The organism is Novosphingobium sp. BL-52-GroH (assembly GCF_044813085.1).
Classification (GTDB): Bacteria; Pseudomonadota; Alphaproteobacteria; order Sphingomonadales; family Sphingomonadaceae; genus Novosphingobium.
Genome location: NZ_CP171152.1, coordinates 3,507,357 through 3,532,241 on the forward strand (window position 1 = coordinate 3,507,357; position 24,885 = coordinate 3,532,241).

Consider the following 24,885-nt stretch of genomic DNA (forward strand, 5'->3'; position numbering starts at 1 on the left):
CCGTCCTTCTAGTGTATACATAGACTTCCGCTCACCTCTTGCCTCGCGCTCCCGCCCGTTCCATCACCCGGGCCAGAGAGGAACGCCCTATGAGCAAGCACATCCACCTGGTCAGCTTCCTGATCAATTCGCCGATCAACCACACGGTGCTCAGCTGGTCGCAGCCGGGCGACAACCGGCTGGACGCCTTGCACGACCTCGGGGCCTGGCAGGACCTGGCCCGGACGCTGGAGCGCGGCCGCTTCGACGGCATCTTCTTCGCCGACACCCCGGGGGTCTTCGACCGCTACCGCGACAGCCACGAGGACGCGGTGAAGTACGGCGTGTGCTGGCCCTGCCTCGACCCCGTCGTGCTGCTGACCGCGCTGGCCGCCGCGACCACGCACCTGGGGCTCGCCGCGACGATGTCGACCAGTTCCTATCAGCCCTGGACGATCGTGCGCCAGCTCGGCACGATCGACTACCTCTCGGGCGGGCGGGTGGGCTGGAACATCGTCACCGGCCACTTGCGCGGCGAGCATCGCGCGCTGGGTCTCGACCAGCTCGACCACGACCGCCGCTACGACCGCGCCGACGAATACATGGAGGTCTGCTACAAGCTGTGGAACTCGGTGAAGCCGGGCGCCATCCTTGCCGACCGCGCCACGGGCCTCTACGCCGATCCTGCGAAAGTGGAGTACATCGACCACCAGGGCGAGTTCTTCTCGTGCCAGACCGTCTCCCCCGTGCCGCCCTCGCCGCAGGGGCATCCGGTGCTGTTCCAGGCAGGCAGTTCCGGGCGCGGGCAGCAGTTCGCGGCGAGCCATGCCGACGTGGTGTTCTCGATCCAGCCCAACGTACCCGGCATGAAGCGCTTCATGACCAATCTGGCCCAGGTCGCGCAGGCCGCGGGCAAGACGGTGCCGGGGGTCAGCTTCGGCATCCAGCCGATCGTCGGCGGCACCGAGGACGAAGCGAAGCGCAAGCTGGCCGACCTCGTCGAGAAGCTGCCGATCGACGCCTGCCTCGCGCGGTTGTCGGGCACCATGGGCGTCGATTTCGCCGGCATGGAACTCGACCAGCCGCTGGCGGAGATCGAGACGCAGGCCTCGCAGGGGTTGATGAAGGCTTTCGCCAACATCGAGGGCGACAGGCCACTGACCTTGCGCGAAGTGGCGATCCGCTGGGGCCTGGCGGTCGGCAAGCCTCAGGTCGTCGGCACGCCCGAGCAGGTGGCCGCCGAAATGGAGCGCATCTGGCGCGAGACCGGGTGCCACGGCTACAACGTGACGCCCACGGTCATGGCCAGCTCGGTCACCGATTTCGTCGATCAGGTGGTGCCGATCCTGCAGCGCAAGGGGATCTATCGCACCGAGTACGAGGCCACGACCCTGCGCGGGAACCTGGGGCTCTCGTGATGCCCGACGTCGCAAAGACCGCGCACAACATCGCGCAAGTGCGGGCGCTGGCGAAGCGCCGCCTGCCGCGGGCGATCTGGGAATTTATCGAGCGCGGCACCGAGGACGACCTCCTGGTGGGCCGCAACGTGACCGCGCTGCAGGCGGTGCAACTGCTGCCGCGGACCTTGCGCGACGTGTCGCAGCGCTCGGCCGCGATCGAGCTGTTCGGCCGCCGCCAGCCGCTGCCGCTGGTGATCGCGCCTACCGGCGTCTCGGACCTGCTGTGGCACCGCGGCGAGCGCGCCATCGCCGGCGCGGCGGCGTCCGCGGGCATTCCCTTCACCCAGACCACCAGTTCCACCACCAGCTTCGCCGACATCGCCCGGTGCGCGACCGCGGGCCACTGGATGCAGATGTACCTGTGGGAGCGGCGGGACCTGTCGTGGCGGGTCGTCGAGGCGGCGCGCGAGAACGGGGCCGAGGTCATCGTGCTGACGGTCGACACGCCGATGTGGCCGCTGCGCGAGTTCAACCGGCGGGCGGGCATGGCCAATCCGATCCGGCCCAATGCGACGCTGGTTGCGGACTTCCTCAAGCGGCCGGCGTGGTTCGCCTCGGTGATCGCGCGGTACTATCTCGGAGGCGGGTTGCCGCAGTTCGCCAACTACCCGCCCGAGGTCGGCGGCAAGCTGACCGGCACCGTCGGCCGCGTCGCCAACTCCGCCTCGGTGGACTGGGCGGACGTCGACGAACTGCGCCGCCGCTGGCCGGGCAAGCTGGTCATCAAGGGCGTTCTGTCCGCCCGGGATGCCCGGATCGCGCTCGACCACGGGGTCGACGGCATCGCGGTGTCCAATCACGGCGGCCGCAACTTCGACAGCTCGCCGCCCGCGATCGACGTGCTGGCGGGCATCGTCGACGCGGTGGGGGACCGCACCACCGTCCTGTTCGACAGCGGCGTGCGGCGCGGCGCCGACGTGGTCAAGGCGCTGGCGATCGGGGCGAAAGCCGTGCTGATCGGCCGCGCCACTCTCTACGGCTGCGCGGCGGGCGGGCAGGCCGGCGCACGCCATGCGATCGACCTGCTGGCGAACGAGATCGACGTCGCGATGGCGATGGTCGGGGTCTCGCGGCTGGACCAGCTCGACCGGAGCTACCTCGTACCGGGAACGTACCATCCTGCGTCGTCCCGGGCTTGACCCGGGACGACGAATTCATCCGCCCCGCTTGCGCTCCTCGTCCAGCGCCCGCACCCGGGCTGCGGTCCCAGCCTCGTCGAGCAGCGCCGCGATCGGCGCCTCCAGCCTTCGCCGCCAGTTGGGATGCTCGGTGATCGTGCCGGGGAGGTTGGGCTGTTCGCGCGCCGCCAGCAGGTCCTCGAGCGGTGCGATGGCGAGGCCGCAGGCGGTGCGCCCGATGTGGCGCAGCGCGGCCTCCACCACCGGCGCGGGATCGTCCGGGGCCGGCCGCGGCGCGGCGTTGTGGGTCAGCGTCGCCCACAGCAGCCCGCGGTCCCAGTCGCGCCGCTCCTCGGCCTGCTCGCGGGTCATGCCTTCGGGCAAGCGGCCGAGCCGGGCGGCCCAGTCGAGGTCGCACCCGCTCCACCAGCCCGCGACGGTAGCGGTGTCGTGGGTGCCGGTCATGGCGACGGCCTGCGCGTCGTAGTCGCCCGCGCCGATGAAGCCGTCGTCACGGGCACGCTCGAACCACAGCACCCGCATGCCCAGCATCCCGCGCCGCGTGATCGCCGGGCCGAAGTCCTGCGGCATGGTGCCCAGGTCCTCGGCGACGATGAAGGCGCCAGCCAGGTGGGCCTCCAGCACGACGAGGCGGAGCAGGTCCTCGAAAGGGTAGCGCAAGTAGGCGCCGGCGCTCGAGGGTTGGCCTTCCGGCACGATCCATAGCCGGGCGAGGCCGAAGGCATGGTCGATGCGCAAGGCGCCGGATGTCGCCAGCGCCGCGCGGATCGTCGCGATCCACGGCGCGTACCCGCTGCGCGCCAGACCGCGCGGGGAAAATCCGGTGAGCATCCAGTTCTGACCGAGCGGCCCGAGCGGGTCGGGCGGGGCGCCGATGGTCAGCCCCTGGAGCAGCGCATCGCCCATCGACCAGGCGTCGGCGCCGCCGGTATGCACGCCGACCGCGAGGTCCGCGAGCAGGCCCACCGCCATGCCGGCCTCGCGGGCAAGGGCCTGCACTTTCGCGAGGCTTTCGCGCGCCAGCCACTGCACGAACAGGTGGAACGCCACCTCCTCGTCATGCTCGCGGGCAAACCGGGCGACGGCCTCGCCATCGGGATCGTGGAAGGCGGCGGGCCAGGCCTGCCAGCCGTGCAGACCGCGCGCCCGGAAATGCACGTCGAGCGCGTCGAACAGGGCCTGGCGCACGAGGCCCTCGCCGTGCGGCGCATTGTCGCGCTCGACCCGCGCCCGCGTGGCGGCGTCCAGCCCCGCGAACAGGGTGCGCAGCCTGGCGAGCCGCTCGGGCAGGGCGCTTTCCCAGTCGATGAGGTCCGGTGCCGAAGCAGTATCTCCCCCGGGCAAGTCAGGTAGGCCGAGCAGGGCGGGGTCGCCCATCGCGCCGTCGAGGTAAAGCCGGCTGGACGGCGAATAGGGGCTGAAGTCGTGGCCATGCCCGGCGAACAGGGCGTGGACCGGGTTGATCGCGATGGCATCGGCCCCGCGCACGGCGAAGGCCGCGACCGCCTCGGCCAGTTCCGCGAAGGTCCCGAACGGTTCCCGGCCGCCGCCGCGCAAGGCCGGGATCTGGATCGCCGGGCCCCAGATGCGGCCGTTTTCGGGCTGCGGCACCGCGGGACATCGCAGCGGCGCGACGGCGATGGTCACGGCATGGCCGTTGACGGTGACCCGGTGGTAGCCGGGCTCGTCCAGCGGCGGCAGCGTCCAGCCGGACACGTCGAGGCTGTGCGAGGTCCCGTCGGGGGCGGTGAGTTCGGCATGGGCCAGGCCAGGGGGCAGCGGTATCGGCGCACCCGCGTCGGCGACGATCATCACCGGCGGCCGGGCGCGTTCGGCGTGCACCTGCTCGAGGCTGGCGGCGATCTCGTCCGCGCTGCCCGCCGGATAGCCGAGCGCCGTGGCGATCGTCGCCAGCGACGCGTCGCCGACCGTCTGTTCGACGCCGTCCGCCGTCCACCAAGTCCGCACGAGGCCGATCGCCTCGGCCAGTTCGTGCAGTTGCGGGGCATGGGGTCGGGGGGGCTGCGATTCGGGCGCGTGCATCTGCTGCATGGGTGGCGTCGCTCCTCGGGCCGGGTGAAACGCTGCCCCGCGCTGGGGCGGAGGCTAACGCCCTTGCTGCGTCGCGGCAACTTTCGAAGCCGCCGGACGGTGGACCGGACTGTCCACCGGGTTTGCCCGCGTTGTCCACAGGGTTGCCCACCGGGCGGGGCGGGCCTGGAGTGTGATCGTCCGAGATTTTGTCTTCGGGTTTCAATCGAACGGAATCTGCGCCTAGGGACTGCGGCATGGACATCGACCGCTACTTTGCCCGCATCGGCCTTCCGGGCCGTCCCCCCGCCGACGCGGACGGCATCGCCGCGCTGCAGTCCGCGCATCGGCTGGCGATCGGGTTCGAGAACCTCGACGTCCTACTCGGCCGTCCGATCCGCATCGATGCCGGGTCCGTGTTCGACAAGCTCGTGGTGCGTGGGCGCGGAGGGTACTGCTTCGAACAGAACCGCCTCTTCTCGGACGTACTGACCGCGCTCGGCGTGGCCAACCGGCCCATGCTTGCCCGGGTGCGACTGGGCATGCCCGAAGACGCCGTGCCGCCGCGCACCCACGTCTGCCTGCTCGCCACGATCGCGGAGCGGGCCTGGCTGGTCGACGCCGGCTTCGGCGGCAGCAATCTCGCGCCGTTGCCGCTGGAGGACGGAGCCCTCGCGCAGACTGCCGACGGCGCCAGCCACCGCCTGCGCCGCCACGGCGAGCGTGGCAGTCTCGCGGGCGAATGGCTACTGGAGCGCGCCGGGCCATCTTCCGCCACCGACGGCCGCGCCGCCGCCCATGGCGACTGGCAGGCGCAGTACACTTTCGACCTTACTGAAGTCGCGCCCGACGACCTGGAACTGTCCAACCACTGGACCTCGACCCGGCCGGCCACGCGCTTCACCACCCTGCACGTCGCGAGCATCCCGCTCGTGGCGGGCTTCGCCTCGATGGTGGATCGCGACCTGACCGAGCACGGCGTCGACGGCCCCCGGCGGCGCGAGATCGCCGACGCGGCGGACTATGCGCGCACGCTGCGCGAGGTCTTCCGGATCGCGATGAGCGACGAAGACGCGGCGCGGCTGCCGCTGTTCGGCTGAACGGTCCTTGCCTTGCGGGGGAAGATCAGACTTCCAGCAGGCGGGGCATCAGTTCGACGAAGTTGCAGGGGCGGTTGCGGCTGTCGAGCTGTTCGGCCAGGATGCCGTCCCAGCCGTCCTTCACGGCGCCGTTCGAGCCGGGCAGCGCGAAGATGTAGGTCCCGCGCGCGACGACCGCCATGGCGCGGCTCTGCACTGTCGAGGTGCCGATGGTCTGGTAGGAGAGCCAGCGGAACAGTTCGCCGAACCCGGGGATTTCCCGGCCGCCGAGCTTGCCGAGGGCCTCGGGAGTGACGTCGCGGCCGGTGAGGCCGGTGCCGCCGGTGGAGACCACCGCGTCCACTGCGGGGTCGTCGATCCAGGTGTTGAACAGGGCCGCGATCGTATCTGCGTCGTCGCGCTCGATGGTGCGGTGCACGAGGGTATGGCCGGCGTTCTCGATGCGCTGGGCGAGGATGTCCCCGGAGGTGTCGTTTTCGGCCGTGCGGGTGTCCGAGACGGTCAGCAGGGCGATGTTGATGGGCTTGAAGGTACGCGAAAGGTCAACGGCCACGCAGGATCGCTCCGTTCGCGGCCATGCGCACGCCTTCCGAGCCGGCGAGGCCGGGGAAGGTCGGCCACTGGCCCTGCGCCAGTTCCATGCGGCTTTCCGATGCGCCGCCGGCCTGGCGCTCGTACATCCAGTAATTGCGCATGACGATGTTCACGTAGCCGCGGGTCTCCCAGTAGGGCAGCGATTCGATCCACAGCAGCGGATCGCCCTGGCAGTTCACGTCGGTGTTCCAGCGGCCGACCGGCAGCAGGCCGGCGTTGTAGGCGGCCATGACTTTGGGCAGCAGGCCTTGCGTCGCCGGATTGCTCTGCAGCATCTGGAGGTGGCGCTGGCCGAAGGCGAGGTTGACCTCGGGCTTGTTGAGGTCGTTGGCATTGCCCGAGACGCCGAGCGCGCCCGCGTGATCCTGCGCGGCGGCGGGCATGATCTGCATCAGCCCGCGCGCGCCGGCCGGGCTGACGACGCCGGCGCGGAACACCGATTCCTGCAGGGCGTGCGCGTAGACGAGGGCCGGGTCGACCTTCCAGCCGCCCACCGGGGTCCACTTGGGCGTGGGGAAGCGCGTGGCCGGTTCCGGCTTGCCGCCGTAGGGTGCGTTGTAGGCCATCCACAACTGGGTGCCGGGCAGGCCGAGATCGCGGGCGAGGCGGGTCAGCGGGGCGTATTGCGAGGCGTCGCCGATGCGCGCCTGGTGGCGCAGCACTTCGTCGGCGAGGCCGTCCTTGCCGATCTCGGCGAGTTCGACGGCGGCGCGCACGTTGGGATTGGCGCGCAACTGCTGCCAGTCGGCCTGGGTGAAGTCGGCGGCGGCGTGCTGCTCGGGAAGCTTGAGGCCGAGCTGTTCGGCGGCGAGCATGCCGTAGAGCGTCTCGTCGCGCGCGGCGGCGAGGCGCAGCGCGGCGGTGGCCTGCTCGGGCTTGCGGCAGCGCACGAGGGCGCGGCTTTTCCAGTAGTGGGCGGCGCTGGACAGCTCCGCGTTCTCGGATGTTTGCGCGGTCCGGCCGAAGGCATCGGCGGCGCCGTCGCAGTCGCCCAGGCGCCAGGCCGCGAGCCCGGCGGTCCACCAGGCCTCGCCCACCCACGGCCCGGTGCCGAGCGCGGCGAGCTGGGCCATCTGGTAGGCCTGCGCGTCCTGGTTCTCGATGTAGAAGCTCCAGGCCACCTTCTGGCGCCATTCGGCCCGGGTCGAGGAGCTGAGCCCGGCGTCGATGCCGTCGAGCAGCACGCGCGCGCCCATCGGATCGTCGTTCTTGATGCGGTCGAGGATGCCGGCGGAGATCGCTCCGGGCATCGTCCCGTCGTCGATCGAGGCGGGCCGCACCCGCTTCGACATCGAAGGCAGGCGCGCGAAGGCCTGTTCGCTGGGGAGGGAGGGGGTGGTCTCGGCCCCGCGCTTGAGCGCAAGGCGGCTGATCTGGTCGGCACCGGGAAGCTCGGCGCCCTGCGAGAGCCAGGACTGGAGTTCGGCAAGCTCGATCTTGGGCGAGCCCGAGGCGAGGTAGTACTCGGCGCGGGCCTGTTGGTGCAGCGGGCCGTCGGGGCGCTGCGAGAGCAGCAGCTTGACGGTCGACCAGTCCTTCGCGTCGATCGCGTCGAAGACCTGCTTGTAGTAGGCCCGGTCGTCCTGGCTGAGCAGCGAGGGAACCGCGGTCCGGTCGGCGCGCGTGCGGAAATAGTCCACGGCTGCGCTGTTGGCGAAAGCTGGTGCGGCCGAAATGCTCGCGGCGAGGCTCAGCCCCGCCAACAGTCCGACCCTGACAACTCGTTTCAAATCATTTCCCCGCAATCCTGTACGATACGTCCCCCGGCCGGCGGAAACCCGCGCACGTCATGCCGCGGTCCACTCCAGCCAGGCCTTCCAGAGCACCGGCTTCGCGCGCGGTTGACCGAGCAGCGCAGGCAGGGCCCAGCAGGCAAGCAGGGGTATCGATCTCCCTTCATGGTTGAAACTTCGTAAAACGGCAGGACCTTGCGGCGATTCGTGGCCGATTAGCGGTAGGACGTTTCCACCAAGGACAATCAACCGCTCCGGACCCACCAGCCCGACATGATGGGCCAGGACCTGGCCGAGCCCGCGCTCGTTCATCGCGGCCCAGTCCGGACCCGGTGTATGGCGGGGCAGGGCACTGGCGAGGTAGACGTCCTCGCGCCGGGTGCCGAAGGCGGCAAGGATGGCGTCCAGCAACCGGCCCTGTGGGCCCGACAACAGGGATTCGCGATCCTCGGCCTCGGGTTCCTCGACGAGGACCATGAGCTTGGCACCGACGGCGCCTTGCGGCGCGATGCGCCCGGCGACGTCGCCCGTGCCCAGCAACGGCTCGGCGAGCCACCAGGCCCGGAAGGCGGCAAGGTCGGCGGGCAGGCCGGCCGGATCGAGCCGCGCGGGCGGCGGCGGGGCGTCGACCTCGGCCACGGGCGGGCGCGGGCGGCGCTCGGCGGGGCGCTCGCCTTCCACTTCGGGCGCGGCGAGCCACGAGACGGGCTCGTCGAGGAAGTCGAGATCGACGCCCGCGTCGCGCCACCAGTCGAGTGCGCCTGTGATATCGTCCAGAAAAGCAGGATTTGGCCGGTGATCCATCGCGGGGGTCTTGACCTGCCGCGCGGGAGCAATCAAGGCACTTGATGATTTAATCGCCCGGCTAAGCCGAAAAGGCTATGGGCAAAAAAGAAACTTGGACGGGGCTTCCATGATTGAACGCGAAGAGATGCCTTACGACGTGGTGGTCGTCGGCGGTGGACCGGCCGGGCTGGCAACGGCGATCCGGCTCAAGCAGGTCGATCCCGAACTGCAGGTCTGTGTGCTGGAGAAGGGCTCCGAGATCGGCGCGCACATCCTGTCGGGCGCGACCATCGATCCCAAGGCGCTCGACGAGCTGCTGCCGACCTGGCGCGAGGACGGCTGCCCGCTGGCCGAAACGCCCGTCACCGACAACTGGCACTGGCACCTGACCAAGAAGGGCAAGTTCGCCCTGCCGCATCTGATCCAGCCGCCCTTCATGTCGAACGACGGCAACTACACCGGCTCGCTGGGCAACCTGTGCCGCTGGCTGGCCGAGCAGGCCGAAGCGCTCGAGATCGAGATCTTCCCCGGCTTCCCCGCCGCCGAGATCCTCTACGACGACAACGGCGCGGTGCTCGGCGTGCAGACCGGCGACATGGGCGTCGATCGCGAAGGCAACGAGAAGGGCGACTTCCAGCCGGGCATGAACCTGCTCGGCAAGTACACCGTGTTCTGCGAAGGCGCGCGCGGCCACCTGACCAAGCGCCTGAAGGCCAGGTTCGACCTCGAAGCCAATTGCCAGCCGCAGATCTATGGGCTTGGCATCAAGGAACTCTGGGACATTCCCGCCGACAAGCACGTCCCCGGCCGGGTGATCCACACCCAGGGCTGGCCGATGAGCGAGAGCGATAGCTGGGGCGGCGGTTTCCTTTACCACCAGGCCAACAACCAGGTGGCGCTCGGCTTCGTCACCGCGCTCGATTACAAGAACCCTTACGTCTACCCGTTCGAGGAATTCCAGCGCTGGAAGCAGCACCCGGAAATCCGCGCGATCCTCGAAGGCGGCAAGCGCGTGGCCTACGGGGCGCGCGTCATCAACGAGGGCGGCTGGCAGTCGGTGCCGCAACTGGCGTTCCCCGGCGGCGTTCTGGCGGGCTGCTCGGCCGGCTTCGTCAACGTGCCGCGCATCAAGGGCACCCACACTGCGATGAAGAGCGGCATGCTCGCCGCCGAATCCATCGCCGCCGCCATCAAGGCCGGCCGCGAGCAGGACACCCTGCAGGAGTACGACGACGCGGTGCGCTCGAGCTGGATCGCCAAGGAACTCAAGCTCGTGCAGAACGCCGAGCCGATGGTCGCCAAGTGGGGCACCGAGTTGGGCACGGTCTTCGCCGGCGCCGACATGTGGCTGCGCACGCTGTTCGGCTTCGGCCTCGCCAAGCCGATGAAGCACCACACCGACGCCAGCGAAACCCAGCGTGCGGACCTCTACAAGCCGATCGCCTATCCCAAGCCCGACGGCGTCATCAGCTTCGACCGCCTGACCAGCGTATCGTACTCGTTCACCAACCACGAGGAGGACCAGCCGGTCCACCTCAGGCTCAAGGATCCGGCGATCCCGACCGAGGTGAACCTGCCGGTCTATGCAGGTCCCGAGGCGCGGTACTGCCCGGCGGGGGTGTACGAATTCCTCGACGCCGGCGAGGGGCCCAAGCTGCAGATCAACGCGCAGAACTGCGTCCACTGCAAGACCTGCGACATCAAGGACCCGACCCAGAACATCGAATGGGTGACGCCGGAAGGCGGCGGCGGGCCGAACTACCCGAACATGTGAACTCAGCGTCGTCCCGGGTCGAGCCCGGGACGACGATCCGTCCGTCTTGCCTCGGCAGCCTGCTCGCTCCATGGGTGCGCCGATGCTGACCGAAACCGCCTACGCCAAGATCAACCTCGCGCTCCACGTCCGGCGGCGACGCGAGGACGGCTATCACGAACTCGAAACCCTGTTCGCCTTCGTCGACGACGGCGACCGGCTGTCGGCCTCTCCTTCCGGCACCGACAGCCTCGCCACCCATGGCGAGTTCGCCGGCAGCCTCGACGATCCGTTCGGCAACATCGTCGCCAGGTCGCTCAACACGCTGCCGCACGGGAAGGGATGGGCGGTCGAACTCGAAAAGCGCCTTCCCGTCGCGGCTGGGCTCGGCGGCGGTTCGGCGGACGCGGGCGCTGTGTTCCGCATGGTCGAGCGCGCCCACGGCCTGCCCGCGAACTGGCGCGAGAAGGCGGCGAAGCTGGGCGCCGACGTGCCTGCCTGCGTGCTCTCGACCACATGCGTCGGCACCGGCACCGGCACCGACCTTGCACCCGTCGCCAACGACCTCGCCGGCACCGCGGTGCTGCTGGTCAACCCGCGTGCGGCCGTGCCCACCGGGCCGGTGTTCAAGGCCTGGGACGGCCGCGACCGGGGAGCGATGCCGACCGGCTCGGTGCGCCAGATCGCACTGGCAGGACGCAACGACCTCGAGGCGCCGGCGATCGAAATCTGCCCGGTGATCGCGGAGGTGCTGGCGGCCCTGCGCGCAACCGATCCGTTCCTCGCGCGTATGTCAGGCTCGGGCGCGACGTGCTTCGCGCTCTACGATACCGAAGCGCAATTGCACGCGGCGGCGGAAAAGCTGGCCGAAACGCATGGGCAATGGTGGCAAATGACGGGAAAACTGCGTTAAGCTGCCGGATGACAAATTGTCGGAGGTAAGGTTGGAATCCGATTTTCACCGTCTGCTCGGCACTCCGCGGCCCGGCGGCGTCCTGGTCGTCTCGGACCATGCCTCCAACCGCGTGCCGGACGACATCGACCTCGGTATCGACCCGGCGCTGCTCGACCTGCACATCGGCATCGACATCGGCGTCGCCGCCATCGCCGAGCGCATGGTCGGTGACGGGGCTTTGGGGGGCACCGCCGCCTGGCTCGGCAACGTCAGCCGTCTGGTGTGCGACTACAACCGCAAGCACGACGTCCCGGGCATGATGCCCGAGATCAGCGACGGACACGCCATTCCCGGCAACGTCCTCACCCCCGAGCAGCGCCAGGCGCGCGTGGCCCGCTTCTTCGATCCCTACCACGCAGGCCTCGCCGCGCTCCTGCACGAGACGCCGCCGGCGTTGATCCTCTCGCTCCACAGTTTCACGCCGGCCTTGTCGACGAGCGACGAGCCCCGGCCCTGGCAGGTCGGCGTGCTCTACAACCAGGACGAACGGGCTGCGCGGATCGCCATTCCCTGGCTGGAGGCACAGGGCTTCGTCGTCGGCGACCAGGAGCCATACTCGGGCAAGCTGCTCAACGCCTCGATGAACCGCCATGCCGAGCCGAACGGGCTGGCGTACCTGAGCATAGAGATCCGGCAGGACCTGATCGGCGATGCTTCCGGCCAGGCGGAGTGGGCGGATGTGATGACGCGCTTGTGTGCCGAGGTGGTGGCGCGGCTCCCCCAAGGTCGTTAGCGCCCCAGGCATTCTTGCGGATCGGGGGCGCAACGGTCGCGACGGCCAATCGGAAAGCGGCTTAGCAGCAAGCACTACCCCTTTGCGCCCGTGCGTGAGACCATCTTTCTGCTGTTCTGCTCCGCGCCTCCGCGTAAAACCCAAAACCCGACCCCGCCGAACGGCCACGAAATATAATTGCGAAAACTGACGTTGAATTGAAACCAAACGACGTGTAGGGGCGACCACAACAAGGCGCCCATCCGCGCCCATGACCCGGAGTCCCTGACAATGCCCGCCTATCGCTCGCGCACTTCCACCCACGGCCGCAACATGGCGGGCGCGCGCGGCCTCTGGCGCGCCACGGGCATGAAGGACGGCGACTTCGGCAAGCCGATCATCGCGGTGGTGAACTCGTTCACCCAGTTCGTGCCCGGCCATGTCCACCTCAAGGACCTCGGCCAGCTCGTCGCGCGCGAGATCGAGGCGGCGGGCGGCGTCGCCAAGGAATTCAACACGATCGCGGTCGACGACGGTATCGCCATGGGCCACGACGGCATGCTCTATTCGCTGCCCAGCCGCGACCTGATCGCCGACAGCGTGGAGTACATGGTCAATGCGCACTGCGCCGATGCGATGGTGTGCATCTCCAACTGCGACAAGATCACGCCGGGCATGCTGATGGCCGCGATGCGCCTCAACATCCCCGCCGTGTTCGTCTCGGGCGGGCCGATGGAGGCCGGCAAGGTGATCCTCAAGGGCAAGGTCCAGGCGCTCGATCTCGTCGATGCGATGGTCGCCGCGGCCGATGAAAGCTACACCGACGAGGAAGTCGCCGCGATCGAGCGGTCGGCCTGCCCCACTTGCGGGTCGTGCTCGGGCATGTTCACCGCCAACTCGATGAACTGCCTGACCGAAGCGCTGGGCCTGTCGCTGCCGGGCAACGGCTCGACGCTGGCGACGCATTCGGACCGCGAGCGCCTGTTCCTCGAAGCAGGCCGCGTCGCGGTGGACATGTGCCACCGCTACTACGAGCAGGAGGATGACAGCGTGCTGCCGCGCAACGTCGCCAGCTTCAAGGCGTTCGAGAACGCGATGAGCCTCGACATCGCCATGGGCGGGTCGACCAACACCGTGCTCCACCTGCTGGCCGCCGCCGCCGAAGCGGGCGTGGACTTCACCATGGCCGACATCGACCGCCTCAGCCGCCAGGTGCCGTGCCTCTCCAAGGTGGCGCCCGCCAAGTCCGACGTCCACATGGAGGACGTCCACCGCGCCGGCGGCATCTACGCGATCCTCGGCCAGCTCGAACGCGCCGGGCTGCTGCACACCGACCTGCCGACCGTCCATACCAAGACGCTTGGCGAGGCGATCGAGCGCTGGGACATCAGCCGCACCACAGAACCGTCGGTGCAGCACTTCTACAAGGCCGCGCCCGGCGGCGTGCCGACGCAGACCGCGTTCAGCCAGTCGGCCCGCTGGGAGGAACTCGACCTCGACCGCGAGAACGGCGTCATCCGGAGCAAGGAGCACGCGTTCAGCCAGGATGGCGGCATCGCCGTGCTCTACGGCAACATCGCGCGCGAAGGCTGCATCGTGAAGACCGCGGGCGTGGACGAGAGCATCCTCAAGTTCAACGGCACCGCGCGGGTCTATGAAAGTCAGGACGCGGCAGTGGCCGGCATCCTCGGTGGCCAGGTCGGCGCGGGCGACGTGGTGGTGATCCGCTACGAAGGACCGCGCGGCGGGCCGGGCATGCAGGAAATGCTCTACCCCACCAGCTACCTCAAGTCGAAGGGCTTGGGGAAGGCCTGCGCATTGCTGACCGACGGGCGCTTCTCGGGCGGTACTTCGGGCCTTTCCATCGGCCACGCCTCGCCCGAGGCGGCGGAAGGAGGCGAGATCGGCCTGGTCGAGAACGGGGACTCCATCGAGATCGATATCCCCGGCCGCACCATCCACCTCGCCGTTTCGGACGAGATCCTGGCGCATCGCCGCTCGCAGCAGGAAGCGCGTGGGCAGGACGCCTGGTCGCCGGTCCATCCGCGTCCGCGCAAGGTCTCTGCGGCGTTGCAGGCCTATGCGGCGATGACCACCAGCGCCTCGCGCGGGGCGGTGCGCGACGTGTCGCAGCTCAGGCGCAAGTGACCGGCTGAGCGGGCGGCGGCTCCGCAAGGGGCTTTCGCGAAAGGCACCTCGATTGTACCAAGCCGGCATGCCGGCCCATCGCCATCCCGACCCGCTCGCCCCGGGCCTGCCGCAGGCCGTGGTCGCGACGCTGGCGTTGCTGCTCGCCGCCTGCTCCTCGGACAGAGAGCCGCCCGCCGTCGCCGAGGGCGCTGGGCACGTCGATTGCGCGGTGGGCGGAACCAGCGATTTCAAGCCCGTCTGCTCGCTCGAGCGCATCGAGGCGGATGGCCGCACGACCATGATAGTCCGCCACCCCGACGGTGCCTTCCGCCGCTTCGAGGTAAGCGACGACGGCGAGGGCCTGGTGCCCAGCGACGGCGCGGAAACCGCGACGACGAGCCTTGCGGACGGCAAGCTCGTCGTTACCCTGGGCGCCGACCGCTACCGCTTCCCCGTCCCGGAACAGGCCGATGCCCCACACTGACCAGATCCTCACCGTCGCCCAGATGCGTGCCGCCGAAGCCCTGCTGGTCGCGGCGGGAACGAGCGTCGACGCGCTGATGCAGGTCGCCGGGCGCGGTGCGGCCGAATGGGTCTGGCGCCTCGCCGGGCGGCACAAGGTGACGGTGCTCTGCGGCCCGGGCAACAACGGCGGCGACGGCTACGTCATTGCCGAGGCGCTGCGCGAGCGGGGCGGGCAGGCCGTGGTCGTGGCGGCGAGCGAGCCGGCCACCGACGCTTGCCGCAACGCCCGCGCCCTGTTCGGCGGCGAAGTGCTGGGCGCCGATGCGCAGATGGACGGCGACGTGCTGGTCGACTGCCTGTTCGGCAGCGGCCTGACGCGCCCGCTCATGCCCGTGCACGCGGCGCTGCTCGCCCGGCTGGGGGCGTCGCATACCCGCCGCGTCGCCATCGACGTGCCGAGCGGGGTCCAGTCGGATTCGGGCATGCTGCTGGGCGGGGGCCTGCCCGGCCATGACCTCACGATCGCGCTGGGTGCCTGGAAATTCGCGCATTTCCTGATGCCGGCCAGCGCGGGCATGGGCACGCTGCGACTGGTGCCGATCGGCGTCGCCGCCGTCGAGGGGGCAGCGCGGGCGATCGGCCGGCCGCAAGCGAAGGCTCCGGCACCGGATTCGCACAAGTACCGGCGCGGGCTGCTGGCAGTCGTCGGCGGGGCGATGCCGGGCGCGGCGATCCTCGCCGCCATCGCCGCGCAGGGCGCGGGGGCAGGCTACGTCAAGCTTTTCGCCGATTCCAAGCGCCACGCCCCGGCCGACCTCGTGGTCGATACCGGAGCACTGGCGCAAGTCCTGACCGACCACCGCAACAGCGCGATCCTCGTCGGCCCGGGCCTCGGCCGCGACGCCACTGCGCGCGAGCGGCTGGCGGTGGCCCTGGCCGATCCGGTGCCGGTCGTGGTCGATGCCGACGCGCTGGTGCTGCTGGCGCCGCGCCATCTGGCGGAGCGCGCCGCGCCGGTCATCGCCACGCCGCACGAAGGCGAACTCGTCGCGCTGGAACGCGCCTTCGGCCTCGACGGCGCTGGCACCCGACCCGAACGCGCGCTCGCCGTGGCGCGGGCCAGCGGCATGGTGGTGGTCGCCAAGGGCCCCGATACGCTGGTTGCGGCGCCGGACGGGCAGCTCGCCTGCGCGGCGCGGGGGTCCTCGTGGCTGTCGACGGCGGGAACCGGCGACGTGCTGGCAGGCGTGATCGCCAGCCGGCTGGCGACCGGGATCGCGGCGTTCGACGCGGCCTGCGAGGGCGTATGGCTCCACGGTGAGGCGGCGCGGCTCTGCGCGCCCGCGTTCACCGCCGGGCAACTGGCGGCGCGGGTGCCGGCGGCGCTGGCGGGGTGCCTCTGAAACCCCACGTCATCCCGGGCTCGACCCGGGAGCGGGGGGTATGCTTCGGGCGACAGCTTTCCATGGGCCACGGCCCGCGTTGCGCCCGGCCTCGAGTTGGGCGTGGCCTTGCCCACGGTCGTGGACCAGGTCGGGATGACGCGGGTTTGGCGCATTCTCGTTATCCTGCTAGGGGCGCGCCATGACCGAATCCGAGGAAATCCTGCGCATCGCCTCAAAGGGCGACGGCATCACGGCGTCCGGCCGCTTCGCCTGGGGCGCGGCGCCCGGCGACCGCCTGCGCATCGACGACACGCTCGAGTGGGGGCCGCACCACGTCGAGCCGCCGTGCAAGCACTTCGGCCAGTGCGGCGGCTGCCAGCTCCAGCAGCTCGACGAGGAGAGCCTGGCCGCCTTCGTCGAGAGCCGCGTGGCCAATGCCTCGGCCTCGCAGGAGCTTGGCGCGGAACGGCTGGGCGCGCCGCATCTCTCGCCGCCATCCTCGCGCCGGCGCGCGTCGTTGCGGGCGGAAAGCTCCGGCGGACGGATCGTCATCGGCTACCGCGAGGCGAAGTCACACCGCATCGTCGAGCTGGAGGAATGCCACGTCATCGCGCCCGAATTCGTGGCGCTGCTGGGGCCCTTGCGCAAGCTGCTCATCACCATGGGCAAGGCGGCGCCGGCCAGGAAGGGCGGCAAGCCGGGCAAGTCCAAGCACGCGACGCCCCGCATGGCCGCCGACATCGAGATGACGCTGGTGGACCAGGGCGTCGACCTCGGCGTCAAGGGGCTGACCGCCGAGGGTCTCGCGGCCACCGAGGCGATGCTGGCCTTCGCGCAGGAGCACAAGCTGGCGCGGCTGACCATGGACGGCGGCTACGGCTTCGAGACGGTGTGGGAGCCGGTGCCGGTGACGGTGACGCTGGGCGGCGTGAAAGTGCCGTTCCCGCCCGCTTCGTTCCTCCAGGCCACCAAGGATGGCGAGGACACGCTGGTCGCCGCCACGCGCGAGTGGCTGGCCGGGGCGCCGACGGTGGCGGACCTGTTCTCGGGGCTCGGGACCTTCGCCTTCGCGCTCGCCGGGCCGGACACGAAAGTCTACGCCGCCGAGGCCGCGCGCGACACGCACCTGGCCGCCAAGGCCGGCGCCGACCGGGCACAGTTGCCGATCTTCTCGGCGCATCGCGACCTGTTCCGCAACCCGCTGCAGGCAGACGAGCTGAACCGCTTCGCCGCGGTGGTGCTCGATCCCCCGCGGGCCGGCGCGCGCGAGCAGGTGGAGTGCATAGCCACCTCGACCGTAAATCGGGTAGTCTACATAAGCTGCAACCCGTCGAGCTGGTCGCGCGATGCGGCGCGGCTGGTCGAGGCCGGGTTCCGGCTGGTCGAGCTGCGGCCGGTGGGGCAGTTCCGCTGGTCGACGCATGTGGAGCTGGCGAGCTACTTCGTGCGGGGGTGAACGTCTGCGTCGTCCCGGACCTGATCCGGGACGAGGGTAGGCTAGGCTCCCGCGGCTTTGTCCATCATGTCCATGAAGTCGCGCGCGGTGTTGCGATCCGCCTCGTTGTCGAACGCGACGTCGAGGTCGGGCGAGGCGCCGAACATGTACATCAGCGTCCACAGCGCGAATCGGCGGCCCTTGTCCTTCTCCATCCCGAATTCGACCTTCATGCGGTCGATCCCGGTTTCGAGCGTGGAGGGGGCGATCGTCGCGAGATCGTCGGTGCCGAAGTAGCGGCGTAGCTGGTCGTCGAAATCCATCCGGGGGCATTAGGGCCTGCGCCATGCGGACGGAAGCACAACCTGCTTCAGCCGCTCTCGCGATCCCAGCCGCAGCAGCCGCCGCATACCGGGTAGGCCGCTGCCCCCCACGCGCTGGCGATGAAACCGACGAAGAACGTCGTCCAGCCAAGGCCCCAGTTCTCGGCCAGCAGGACGTCCGCCAGCGCCGCCAGCGTGACCAGGATGAACAGCAGTTCCACACCGATGAAGGCGAACTTGAACGGCTTCACCGCGTGGACGGGATGACCCTTGCCCACGGCTTGCTCCCAATTCTCGTTTTTTCTGCCGTGGAATATATCTCGGAACCCGAACGGTTTCCAGCATGACGTTTTCGCGTCAGTCGTCCCCGGACAGGACACGGGCGAAGGCTTCGGCATCGGTATTGCCACCCGAAAGCACCACGGCGGTCCGCGCGCCCGGCTCGACCTTGCCGGCCAGGACCGCCGCCAGCGCCGCGGCGCCGCCGGGTTCCAGGACGAGGCGCAGCCTGGCGAAGGCGAAGCGCTGGGCGGCGCGCACTTCGGCCGGGGTCACGACGAGGCCGAACGGGCAGCGGGCGTGGAGGATGGCGAAGTTGACCGCGCGGGTCGAGGGCGTCTGCAGCGCGTCGCACGGCGTCGGCGGGGCGAAGGGATCGACCGGCAGGATGCGGCCCGCCACGAGGCTGCGGCACACGTCGTCCCAGCCTTCGGGCTCCACCGGGACGATGCGCGCGTCGGGGCAGGCGAGGGCGAGGCCGGCGGTCAGCCCGCCGCCGCCGCACGGCGCGACGACGAGGTCGGGACCGCCCCCGGCGAGCGCCTGCATCTGCGCGGCGATCTCGATGCCGGTACTGCCCTGGCCCTCGATGATCCAGGGATCGGCATAGGCATGGACGAGCGTGGCGCCGCGCTCTTGGCACAGGCGCTCTGCCACTTCGTCGCGGTCCTCGCCGCCGGGGCGGTCGTAGAGCACGACTTCGGCGCCCAGCGCGCGGGTGTTGGCCAGCTTCACCGCCGGCGCGTCGACCGGCATGACGATGGCGGCAGTCACCCCCAGCCGCCGCGCCGCCCAGGCGACGCCTTGCGCATGGTTGCCGCTCGATACCCCGACCACGCCTTTGGCGCGCTCCGTTTCGGTAAGGTCGGTCAGGCGATGCCAGGCGCCGCGGATCTTGAAGGCGCCGACGGGCTGGAGGCTTTCGGCCTTGCACCAGATCGTGCGGCCGTCGACTTCGAGCGGGAGCAGCGGCGTGGCGGGGAGAATCTGCGCCACCTTGGCGGCGGCGAGGGCGACGCCGGCGGCGGTCGGTTCACGGGTTGTCGTCATACGCCGGGGTCCTAGGAGCAGCGCCGGGCAGCGGGCAAGGGGGCAACGTCGTCCCGGATCAGGTCCGGGACGAACGGGGGAAGCCTTCACCGGCACTTGCGCCGGATCGACCACGCGCCTCAGCGCGAGAGGCGCACCGTCTGGTAATATCCCAGCGGGCCGCGCTGGTGGTCCAACCTCAGTCCCTGTTCGAGGGCCAGCCGCGCCGCCACGTTGCCGAGGTCGAGGCGGGGGGTGACGTGGAAGCGGGCCAGCCAGCCTGTCAGCAGCGCGCGCAAGGGGCGGGGCAGGCCCGTGCAGTCGCCGAAATCGACGACGTGCAGGGATCCGCCGGGCGCCAGCGTCGCGGCGGCCTGCGCGAGCGCGGCCTCCCAGTCCGGGATCATCGACAGCGCGTAGGAGAGCATCACCCGCTCGAACCCCTCGCGGCCCAGCAGTGCCCGGGCGTCGAACCCGGTCGCGTCGCCCAGCGCCAGCGTGCCGGCATGGCCGAGCCGCTTGCGGGCACCGCGCAGCATCTCGCCGGAGATGTCGAGGCCGTGGAGGCGCACGCCGGGCCAGGCCTTGCCGACCATCGCCAGGTTGCGCCCGGTGCCGCAGCCGATCTCGAGGACGGCCATGCCGCGCCGGGCGTCGAGTTCGCGGATCAGGCGGTCGCGGCCGAACAGGTAGTACTTGCGCGTCAGGTCGTAGATCGGCCGCTGCCAGCGATAGACGCGGTCCATCAGCGCGGCGTGGTCGGAAGCGGCAGTCGCCATGCGAGGTCAGCCCTTGAACAGGTAGAGGTGGACGCCGCCGTAGATCGAGGAGCGGTCGGCGCGGTTGGCCGCGTGCGATTCGGTCTCGCGGTAGTCCCAGCGATCGAGCAGGGTGTCCGGCACCCGGCCGGGCAGCAGCGAAGGTTCGGCGGCGGTGCGGAACAGCACGCGGGCGCCGGGTTTCGCGGTGCGGGTGATCTGGGTCCACAGTTCGGTGAGCTGGGCGTCGGTCATCCAGTCCTGCGCGTCGAGCAGGACGTAGCGGTCGTAGCTGGCCTCGGGCGCGGCGGCGAGGACGTGGGTGAAGTTGGCGTGGCGCAAGTCGAGCCGGTCGAGCCGTTCGCGCACCTGCGGGAGATTGGCTTCCTGGAGGTAGGGCGGGAGCGGGGCCTCCACCCCCTTGCCGTAGCCGCGCGAGAAGGCCTGCCAGGCGAAGTAGTTGTCGTTGACCGGGAAGTGGCAGGCCAGCTTTTCCAGCCGGCCGCGCAGCACGTCGGCCATCGAGTGTCCCCCCGCCAGCGCGTCGTACTGCGCCGGGGGAATGCCGAGGCCGAACAGCGAGGCGGGATGCCTGGTCAGCCAGCGCACCAGCGGGCGCTCGAACACCGGGGCGAAGCGTTCGTCGAAGACGCGGCGCTGGTCTTCCAGCGTGTCGGCGGCGAGGATTTCCGCCGGGTCGATGCGGTGCAGTCTTGCGATCAGGTGCGCCGCGCCGATGAAGCCGCCGAGCAACCCGTGGCGGTAGACCCCGCGCGTGAAGGCGCCGATGCGGCGGCGCCCGACGAGGTCGCGGCCCTCCCAGTAGCGGCGCGTCGCGTCGCTGAGGTGCGGGGCCAGCCGCTCGCGATAGAGCGCGAGGTTCTCCGGGCGATCCGCCTCGGCGACGAAGTGCCGCAGGTCCGCGTAGTCGAGGTGGCGCACGGCGGCGTGCTTGAGTTCGTTGAGCGCGATGTGAGCGGTGTTGAGGTCGACCACGGTGATGTGCGCAGGATTGGCGGTGAGGTAAGACAGCGCGTTGCAGCCGCCGCTGGCGATGGTGATGATGCGGCTGTCGGGCTGGATGCGCATGGCCTCCATGTCGGCCACCGGGTCCTCCCAGATCTGCGCGTAGACGAGCCCCTTGAAGGCCATGGCGAAGGCCTTGTCGAGCAGGCGGCTCTTGCGCGATGTGTCCTCGCGGACGACGGCGCCTTCGATCAGGCGGGAGCGGGATGAGGTCATGGCGCCGGGTTCCTTCGTAGGAGTTGTGGCGCAAATGCCCCCGTGCGGTGACCGGGTGATGACGCGGCGATGGCAGTTTGTGACAAAGGGGGGCGATGATTTTTTGCACCGCGCCCGGCGATGCTCGGACGTCGTATCCGCGCACAACAGTTGAGTTGTCACACAGCGGCCCTATATGGCGCTCTTTCGATTTTCCTCCCTAAGGAGACAGGTTGGTGAGCAAGGTTCTGGTGATCGGCGCAGGCGGCGTCGGCTCGGTCGCGGTCCACAAGATGGCGATGAACGTCGACATCTTCAGCGACATCCATCTCGCCAGCCGCACCGTCAGCAAGTGCGAGGCGATCGCCGAATCGGTCAAGGCACGCACCGGCGTCACGATCGGTACCTATGCCATCGACGCCGACGACGTCGCGGCGACCTCGGCGCTGATCCGCGAGATCGGCCCGAAGCTGGTGGTCAACCTCGCGCTGCCGTACCAGGACCTGGCGATCATGGACGCGTGCCTGGCCACCGGCACGCACTACATGGACACTGCGAACTACGAGCCCAAGGACGTCGCCAAGTTCGAATACCACTGGCAGTGGGCCTATCAGGACCGCTTCAAGGAAGCGGGCCTCATGGCACTGCTGGGTTCGGGCTTCGATCCGGGCGTCACCAGCGTGTTCGCGATGTGGCTCAAGAAGCACAAGCTCAGGACCATCCGCACGCTCGACATCCTCGACTGCAACGGCGGCGACCACGGCCAGGCCTTCGCGACCAACTTCAACCCGGAAATCAACATCCGCGAAGTGACCGCGCCCGCTCGCCACTGGGAGAACGGCCAGTTCGTGGAGACCCCGGCGATGGCCAGGAAGGTCGAGTTCGACTTCGAGGCCGTCGGCCCCAAGAACATGTACATGATGTACCACGAGGAGCTGGAAAGCCTCGCGAAGTTCGTCCCCGAGATGGAGCGCGCGCGCTTCTGGATGACCTTCGGCGACGCCTATATCCAGCACCTGACCGTGCTGCAGAACGTGGGCATGACCCGCATCGACCCGGTCATCTACAACGGCGTCGAGATCGTGCCGCTGCAGTTCCTCAAAGCCGTGCTGCCCGAGCCCGCCTCGCTCGGCCCCACGACCAAGGGCAAGACCAACATCGGCGACATCGCCACCGGCGAAGCGCTCGACGGTTCGGGCGAGAAGACGTTCTACATCAAGAACATCTGCGACCACGAAGACGCCTACGAGGAAACCGGCAACCAGGCGGTCAGCTACACCACCGGCGTGCCGGCGATGATCGGCGCGGCGATGGTGCTGACCGGAGCGTGGGCGGGCGAGGGCGTGTTCAACATCGAGCAGTTCGATCCCGATCCGTTCATGGACATGCTCAACAAGCACGGGTTGCCCTGGACGGTCGAGGAACTGGCCGAGCCGCTGCCGTTCTGATGCGAAGGGGCGGTTGACGCAACCGCCCCGTTTTTCACCGTCACCCTGAACCTGTTTCAGGGTCCATAGCGCCGCATTTCCGAACCGGGCAGTCACCGGCCGGCCTGTCGGCTTGCTGTTCCAAGCACGGGCCGTGGGGTGAAACGGGCCCTGAAACAGGTTCAGGGCGACGGGTGTTTTCGGCGTGGCGGGTGATAAGCGGCGAGTGAGGGAATCGGCATCGCATGAACTGGTCTTTCCTCGCCCCGGTCGCCTTGCTGGCGGGCTCGAACCTGTTCATGAACACTGCCTGGTATCTCCACCTCAAGGTGCCGGGCAAGGCGCTCTGGCTCGCGATCGCGATGAGCTGGGGGATCGCCTTCTTCGAGTATTGTCTCGCAGTGCCGGCCAACCGGATCGGCGCGCAGGTCTATTCGCTGGGCCAGCTCAAGGTGATGCAGGAAGCGTTCTCGCTGCTGGGCTTCGTGGTGGTGGCCTGGGCGCTGTTCGGACAGAAGCCGGGGTGGAACGAGATCGTCGGCTTCTGCCTCGTCGGGGCAGGGGCGTGGTTCATCTTCAAGGGCCCGCTGGGATAAACCCGATACAATCCCCACCTCCGCTCGACACGAACGGACCTTAGCTCAAAAATCTCTAGGACGATGCACATGGAAACCAGAGCCGGCGACCCGGGCGCCTTCGCCAAGTTCGACCTCTCGCGCGTCGACAGCCCGGCCTTCGTGGTCGATGCCGCGCGCCTGCGCGAAAACCTGCGCGTGCTGGCCGACATCGGCGAGCGGTCGGGCGCCAAGGTGCTCTCGGCGCTGAAAGCCTTCTCGATGTGGTCCACCGCGCCGATCGTGGGCGAATACCTCGACGGCGTGTGTACCTCGGGCCTGTGGGAAGCGCGCCTCGCCTCGGAATTCTACGACGGCGAGATCGCGACCTACTGCGCCGCCTACAAGGAGGAGGACATGGACGAGATCCTGCGCCTCTCCGACCACGTCATCTTCAACAGCCCCGCGCAGATCGAGCGCTTCTGGCCCTACATCGAACTGGCGCGCGCGCGGGGCGAGATCTTCCACGTCGGCCTGCGTATCAACCCGCTGCACCCCGAGGGCGAAGTGCCCAAGTACGACCCGTCGGCCCCGCACTCGCGTCTCGGCTTCCCGATCGACCAGTTGACCGAGGACCACGTCGGCATGATCGACGGCATCCACTTCCACAACTTGTGCGAGCAGGACTTCGAGCCGCTGCACCGCACCTGGGACAAGCTGTTCGACTATCTCGAACCTTATTTCGACAGTCTCAAGTGGATCAACCTGGGCGGCGGTCACCACATCACTCGCGCCGATTACCAGCGCGACGAACTGGTCGAATTCCTCTCCGACATGGCCGAGGACACCGGCGCGCAGATCTACATCGAGCCGGGCGAGGCCGTCGCGCTGGACGCCGGCATCCTGGTCGGCAGCGTGCTCGACGTGGGCTGGAACGGCATGCCCGTCGCCATCGTGGACATTTCCGCCACCTGCCACATGCCCGACGTGATCGAGGCACCCTATCGCCCGGCGATGCTGGGCGAACTGCCGATCGACGACGACGGGATGGAGGAGAGCGACGCCGTACGCCTCGGCGGCCCTTCGTGCCTCGCGGGCGACGTCATCGGCGACTACCGCTTCCCTGCTCCCGTCGAGCCTGGCCAGCGCTTCGCCTTTCTCGACCAGGCTCACTATTCGATGGTCAAGACCACGACCTTCAACGGCGTGCCGCTGCCTTCGATCTGGCTGTGGGACTCCGAGACCGACGGCCTCGAATGCATCCGCAAGTTCGACTACGAGGACTTTCGCAATCGCCTGAGCTGAAGATGCCGTCGTCCCGCGCCGCAGGGTCTCGCGGCGGGCTGTCGCCGCAAGGGTATGCCCCCGTCCCGTCCGGGACGACGACGGCACCTCCCGTCCGGGACGACGACGGCACCGTCCGGCGCGCTGCAGGCGCGCTCGGTCCCGGAAATCGCGAATCGCCGGGAGCGGACCTGCCTTGCCCCTCGTTGCATCACCGAAACCGCGCGCGGACCAGCACTGCGCCGGTCATCCGGATGTCATGAAGAGGCTATATGCAACATACTGTTATTCAATAAGAAAAATTCGGACGAGGGGTCGATTTCCGATCGCCGGACTCCCTCTGTGACGTTTTT

Annotated in this window: 22 protein-coding genes; 13 read left to right on the top strand and 9 right to left on the bottom strand. The window is 69.3% G+C overall.

Annotated features, from left to right (window positions below):
• The first annotated feature begins 89 nt into the window (after nucleotides 1-89).
• Complete coding sequence (locus tag ACFFDA_RS29415) at nucleotides 90-1,397, top strand: NtaA/DmoA family FMN-dependent monooxygenase (protein WP_404480776.1); 1,308 nt, start codon at nucleotides 90-92, stop codon at nucleotides 1,395-1,397.
• Complete coding sequence (locus ACFFDA_RS29420) at nucleotides 1,397-2,578, top strand: alpha-hydroxy acid oxidase (RefSeq protein WP_404480777.1); 1,182 nt, start codon at nucleotides 1,397-1,399, stop codon at nucleotides 2,576-2,578. The genes ACFFDA_RS29415 and ACFFDA_RS29420 overlap by 1 nt, the downstream gene beginning before the upstream one ends.
• Before the next feature lie 15 nt (nucleotides 2,579-2,593).
• Here the strand turns inward: ACFFDA_RS29420 and malQ are convergent, their stop codons facing one another.
• Entirely contained in the window at nucleotides 2,594-4,630 is a 2,037-nt protein-coding gene (gene malQ / locus ACFFDA_RS29425; RefSeq protein ID WP_404480778.1) for a 4-alpha-glucanotransferase, read from the bottom strand.
• 236 nt (nucleotides 4,631-4,866) lie between these two features.
• Here malQ and ACFFDA_RS29430 point away from each other — a divergent pair, with 236 nt between their 5' ends.
• Nucleotides 4,867-5,709, top strand: a complete 843-nt coding sequence (locus tag ACFFDA_RS29430; RefSeq protein ID WP_404480779.1) for an arylamine N-acetyltransferase — start codon at nucleotides 4,867-4,869, stop codon at nucleotides 5,707-5,709.
• Nucleotides 5,710-5,734: 25 nt separating this feature from the next.
• Here ACFFDA_RS29430 and moaB read toward each other — a convergent pair whose 3' ends face one another.
• The 3 genes from moaB to ACFFDA_RS29445 form a co-directional block, all read right to left on the bottom strand.
• On the bottom strand, nucleotides 5,735-6,262 hold the full coding sequence (gene moaB / locus ACFFDA_RS29435) for a molybdenum cofactor biosynthesis protein B (protein ID WP_404480780.1): 528 nt from the start codon (nucleotides 6,260-6,262) through the stop codon (nucleotides 5,735-5,737).
• On the bottom strand, nucleotides 6,252-7,997 hold the full coding sequence (locus tag ACFFDA_RS29440; RefSeq protein WP_404482906.1) for a lytic transglycosylase domain-containing protein: 1,746 nt from the start codon (nucleotides 7,995-7,997) through the stop codon (nucleotides 6,252-6,254). Before ACFFDA_RS29440 ends, moaB begins: the two co-directional genes overlap by 11 nt.
• A 93-nt stretch (nucleotides 7,998-8,090) precedes the next feature.
• Nucleotides 8,091-8,840, bottom strand: coding sequence for a hypothetical protein (locus tag ACFFDA_RS29445; RefSeq protein ID WP_404480781.1), 750 nt, complete (start codon nucleotides 8,838-8,840; stop codon nucleotides 8,091-8,093).
• A 109-nt stretch (nucleotides 8,841-8,949) separates the two neighbouring features.
• On the opposite strand from ACFFDA_RS29445, the gene ACFFDA_RS29450 reads away from it, so the two are divergent.
• The 7 genes from ACFFDA_RS29450 to ACFFDA_RS29480 all read left to right on the top strand — a co-directional run bounded on the left by ACFFDA_RS29450 (nucleotide 8,950) and on the right by ACFFDA_RS29480 (nucleotide 17,678).
• Nucleotides 8,950-10,596 (top strand): electron transfer flavoprotein-ubiquinone oxidoreductase, encoded by a 1,647-nt coding sequence (locus tag ACFFDA_RS29450; RefSeq protein ID WP_404480782.1) that lies wholly within the window; start codon nucleotides 8,950-8,952, stop codon nucleotides 10,594-10,596.
• 82 nt (nucleotides 10,597-10,678) lie between these two features.
• Nucleotides 10,679-11,488: a 4-(cytidine 5'-diphospho)-2-C-methyl-D-erythritol kinase gene (locus ACFFDA_RS29455; RefSeq protein ID WP_404480783.1), complete on the top strand. Its 810-nt coding sequence runs from the start codon at nucleotides 10,679-10,681 to the stop codon at nucleotides 11,486-11,488.
• A 31-nt stretch (nucleotides 11,489-11,519) separates the two neighbouring features.
• The gene (locus ACFFDA_RS29460) at nucleotides 11,520-12,263 is read left to right on the top strand and encodes an N-formylglutamate amidohydrolase (protein WP_404480784.1); all 744 of its coding nucleotides are present in this window, start codon (nucleotides 11,520-11,522) and stop codon (nucleotides 12,261-12,263) included.
• Between the two features lie 270 nt (nucleotides 12,264-12,533).
• A complete protein-coding gene (gene ilvD / locus ACFFDA_RS29465; RefSeq protein WP_404480785.1) occupies nucleotides 12,534-14,390 on the top strand; it encodes a dihydroxy-acid dehydratase in 1,857 nt (618 codons plus the stop codon).
• 67 nt (nucleotides 14,391-14,457) lie between these two features.
• Nucleotides 14,458-14,856 (top strand): hypothetical protein, encoded by a 399-nt coding sequence (locus tag ACFFDA_RS29470; RefSeq protein WP_404480786.1) that lies wholly within the window; start codon nucleotides 14,458-14,460, stop codon nucleotides 14,854-14,856.
• Nucleotides 14,843-16,240, top strand: coding sequence for an NAD(P)H-hydrate dehydratase (locus ACFFDA_RS29475; RefSeq protein WP_404480787.1), 1,398 nt, complete (start codon nucleotides 14,843-14,845; stop codon nucleotides 16,238-16,240). The genes ACFFDA_RS29470 and ACFFDA_RS29475 overlap by 14 nt, the downstream gene beginning before the upstream one ends.
• A gap of 181 nt (nucleotides 16,241-16,421) precedes the next feature.
• Complete coding sequence (locus tag ACFFDA_RS29480; RefSeq protein WP_404480788.1) at nucleotides 16,422-17,678, top strand: class I SAM-dependent RNA methyltransferase; 1,257 nt, start codon at nucleotides 16,422-16,424, stop codon at nucleotides 17,676-17,678.
• Nucleotides 17,679-17,719: 41 nt separating this feature from the next.
• Here the strand turns inward: ACFFDA_RS29480 and ACFFDA_RS29485 are convergent, their stop codons facing one another.
• The 5 genes from ACFFDA_RS29485 to ACFFDA_RS29505 form a co-directional block, all read right to left on the bottom strand.
• A complete protein-coding gene (locus ACFFDA_RS29485) occupies nucleotides 17,720-17,980 on the bottom strand; it encodes a hypothetical protein (protein ID WP_404480789.1) in 261 nt (86 codons plus the stop codon).
• 47 nt (nucleotides 17,981-18,027) lie between these two features.
• Nucleotides 18,028-18,258, bottom strand: coding sequence for a hypothetical protein (locus tag ACFFDA_RS29490; RefSeq protein ID WP_404480790.1), 231 nt, complete (start codon nucleotides 18,256-18,258; stop codon nucleotides 18,028-18,030).
• 79 nt (nucleotides 18,259-18,337) lie between these two features.
• Nucleotides 18,338-19,309, bottom strand: a complete 972-nt coding sequence (locus ACFFDA_RS29495) for a threonine/serine dehydratase (protein ID WP_404480791.1) — start codon at nucleotides 19,307-19,309, stop codon at nucleotides 18,338-18,340.
• 119 nt (nucleotides 19,310-19,428) lie between these two features.
• A complete protein-coding gene (locus tag ACFFDA_RS29500; protein WP_404480792.1) occupies nucleotides 19,429-20,067 on the bottom strand; it encodes a class I SAM-dependent methyltransferase in 639 nt (212 codons plus the stop codon).
• A gap of 6 nt (nucleotides 20,068-20,073) precedes the next feature.
• The gene (locus ACFFDA_RS29505) at nucleotides 20,074-21,288 is read right to left on the bottom strand and encodes a DUF3419 family protein (RefSeq protein WP_404480793.1); all 1,215 of its coding nucleotides are present in this window, start codon (nucleotides 21,286-21,288) and stop codon (nucleotides 20,074-20,076) included.
• Between the two features lie 215 nt (nucleotides 21,289-21,503).
• On the opposite strand from ACFFDA_RS29505, the gene ACFFDA_RS29510 reads away from it, so the two are divergent.
• The 3 genes from ACFFDA_RS29510 to ACFFDA_RS29520 all read left to right on the top strand — a co-directional run bounded on the left by ACFFDA_RS29510 (nucleotide 21,504) and on the right by ACFFDA_RS29520 (nucleotide 24,553).
• A complete protein-coding gene (locus ACFFDA_RS29510) occupies nucleotides 21,504-22,715 on the top strand; it encodes a saccharopine dehydrogenase family protein (protein WP_404480794.1) in 1,212 nt (403 codons plus the stop codon).
• A 224-nt stretch (nucleotides 22,716-22,939) separates the two neighbouring features.
• Nucleotides 22,940-23,290, top strand: coding sequence for a DMT family protein (locus ACFFDA_RS29515; protein ID WP_404480795.1), 351 nt, complete (start codon nucleotides 22,940-22,942; stop codon nucleotides 23,288-23,290).
• A 69-nt stretch (nucleotides 23,291-23,359) separates the two neighbouring features.
• The gene (locus ACFFDA_RS29520; RefSeq protein WP_404480796.1) at nucleotides 23,360-24,553 is read left to right on the top strand and encodes a carboxynorspermidine decarboxylase; all 1,194 of its coding nucleotides are present in this window, start codon (nucleotides 23,360-23,362) and stop codon (nucleotides 24,551-24,553) included.
• The last annotated feature ends 332 nt before the right edge of the window (nucleotides 24,554-24,885 follow it).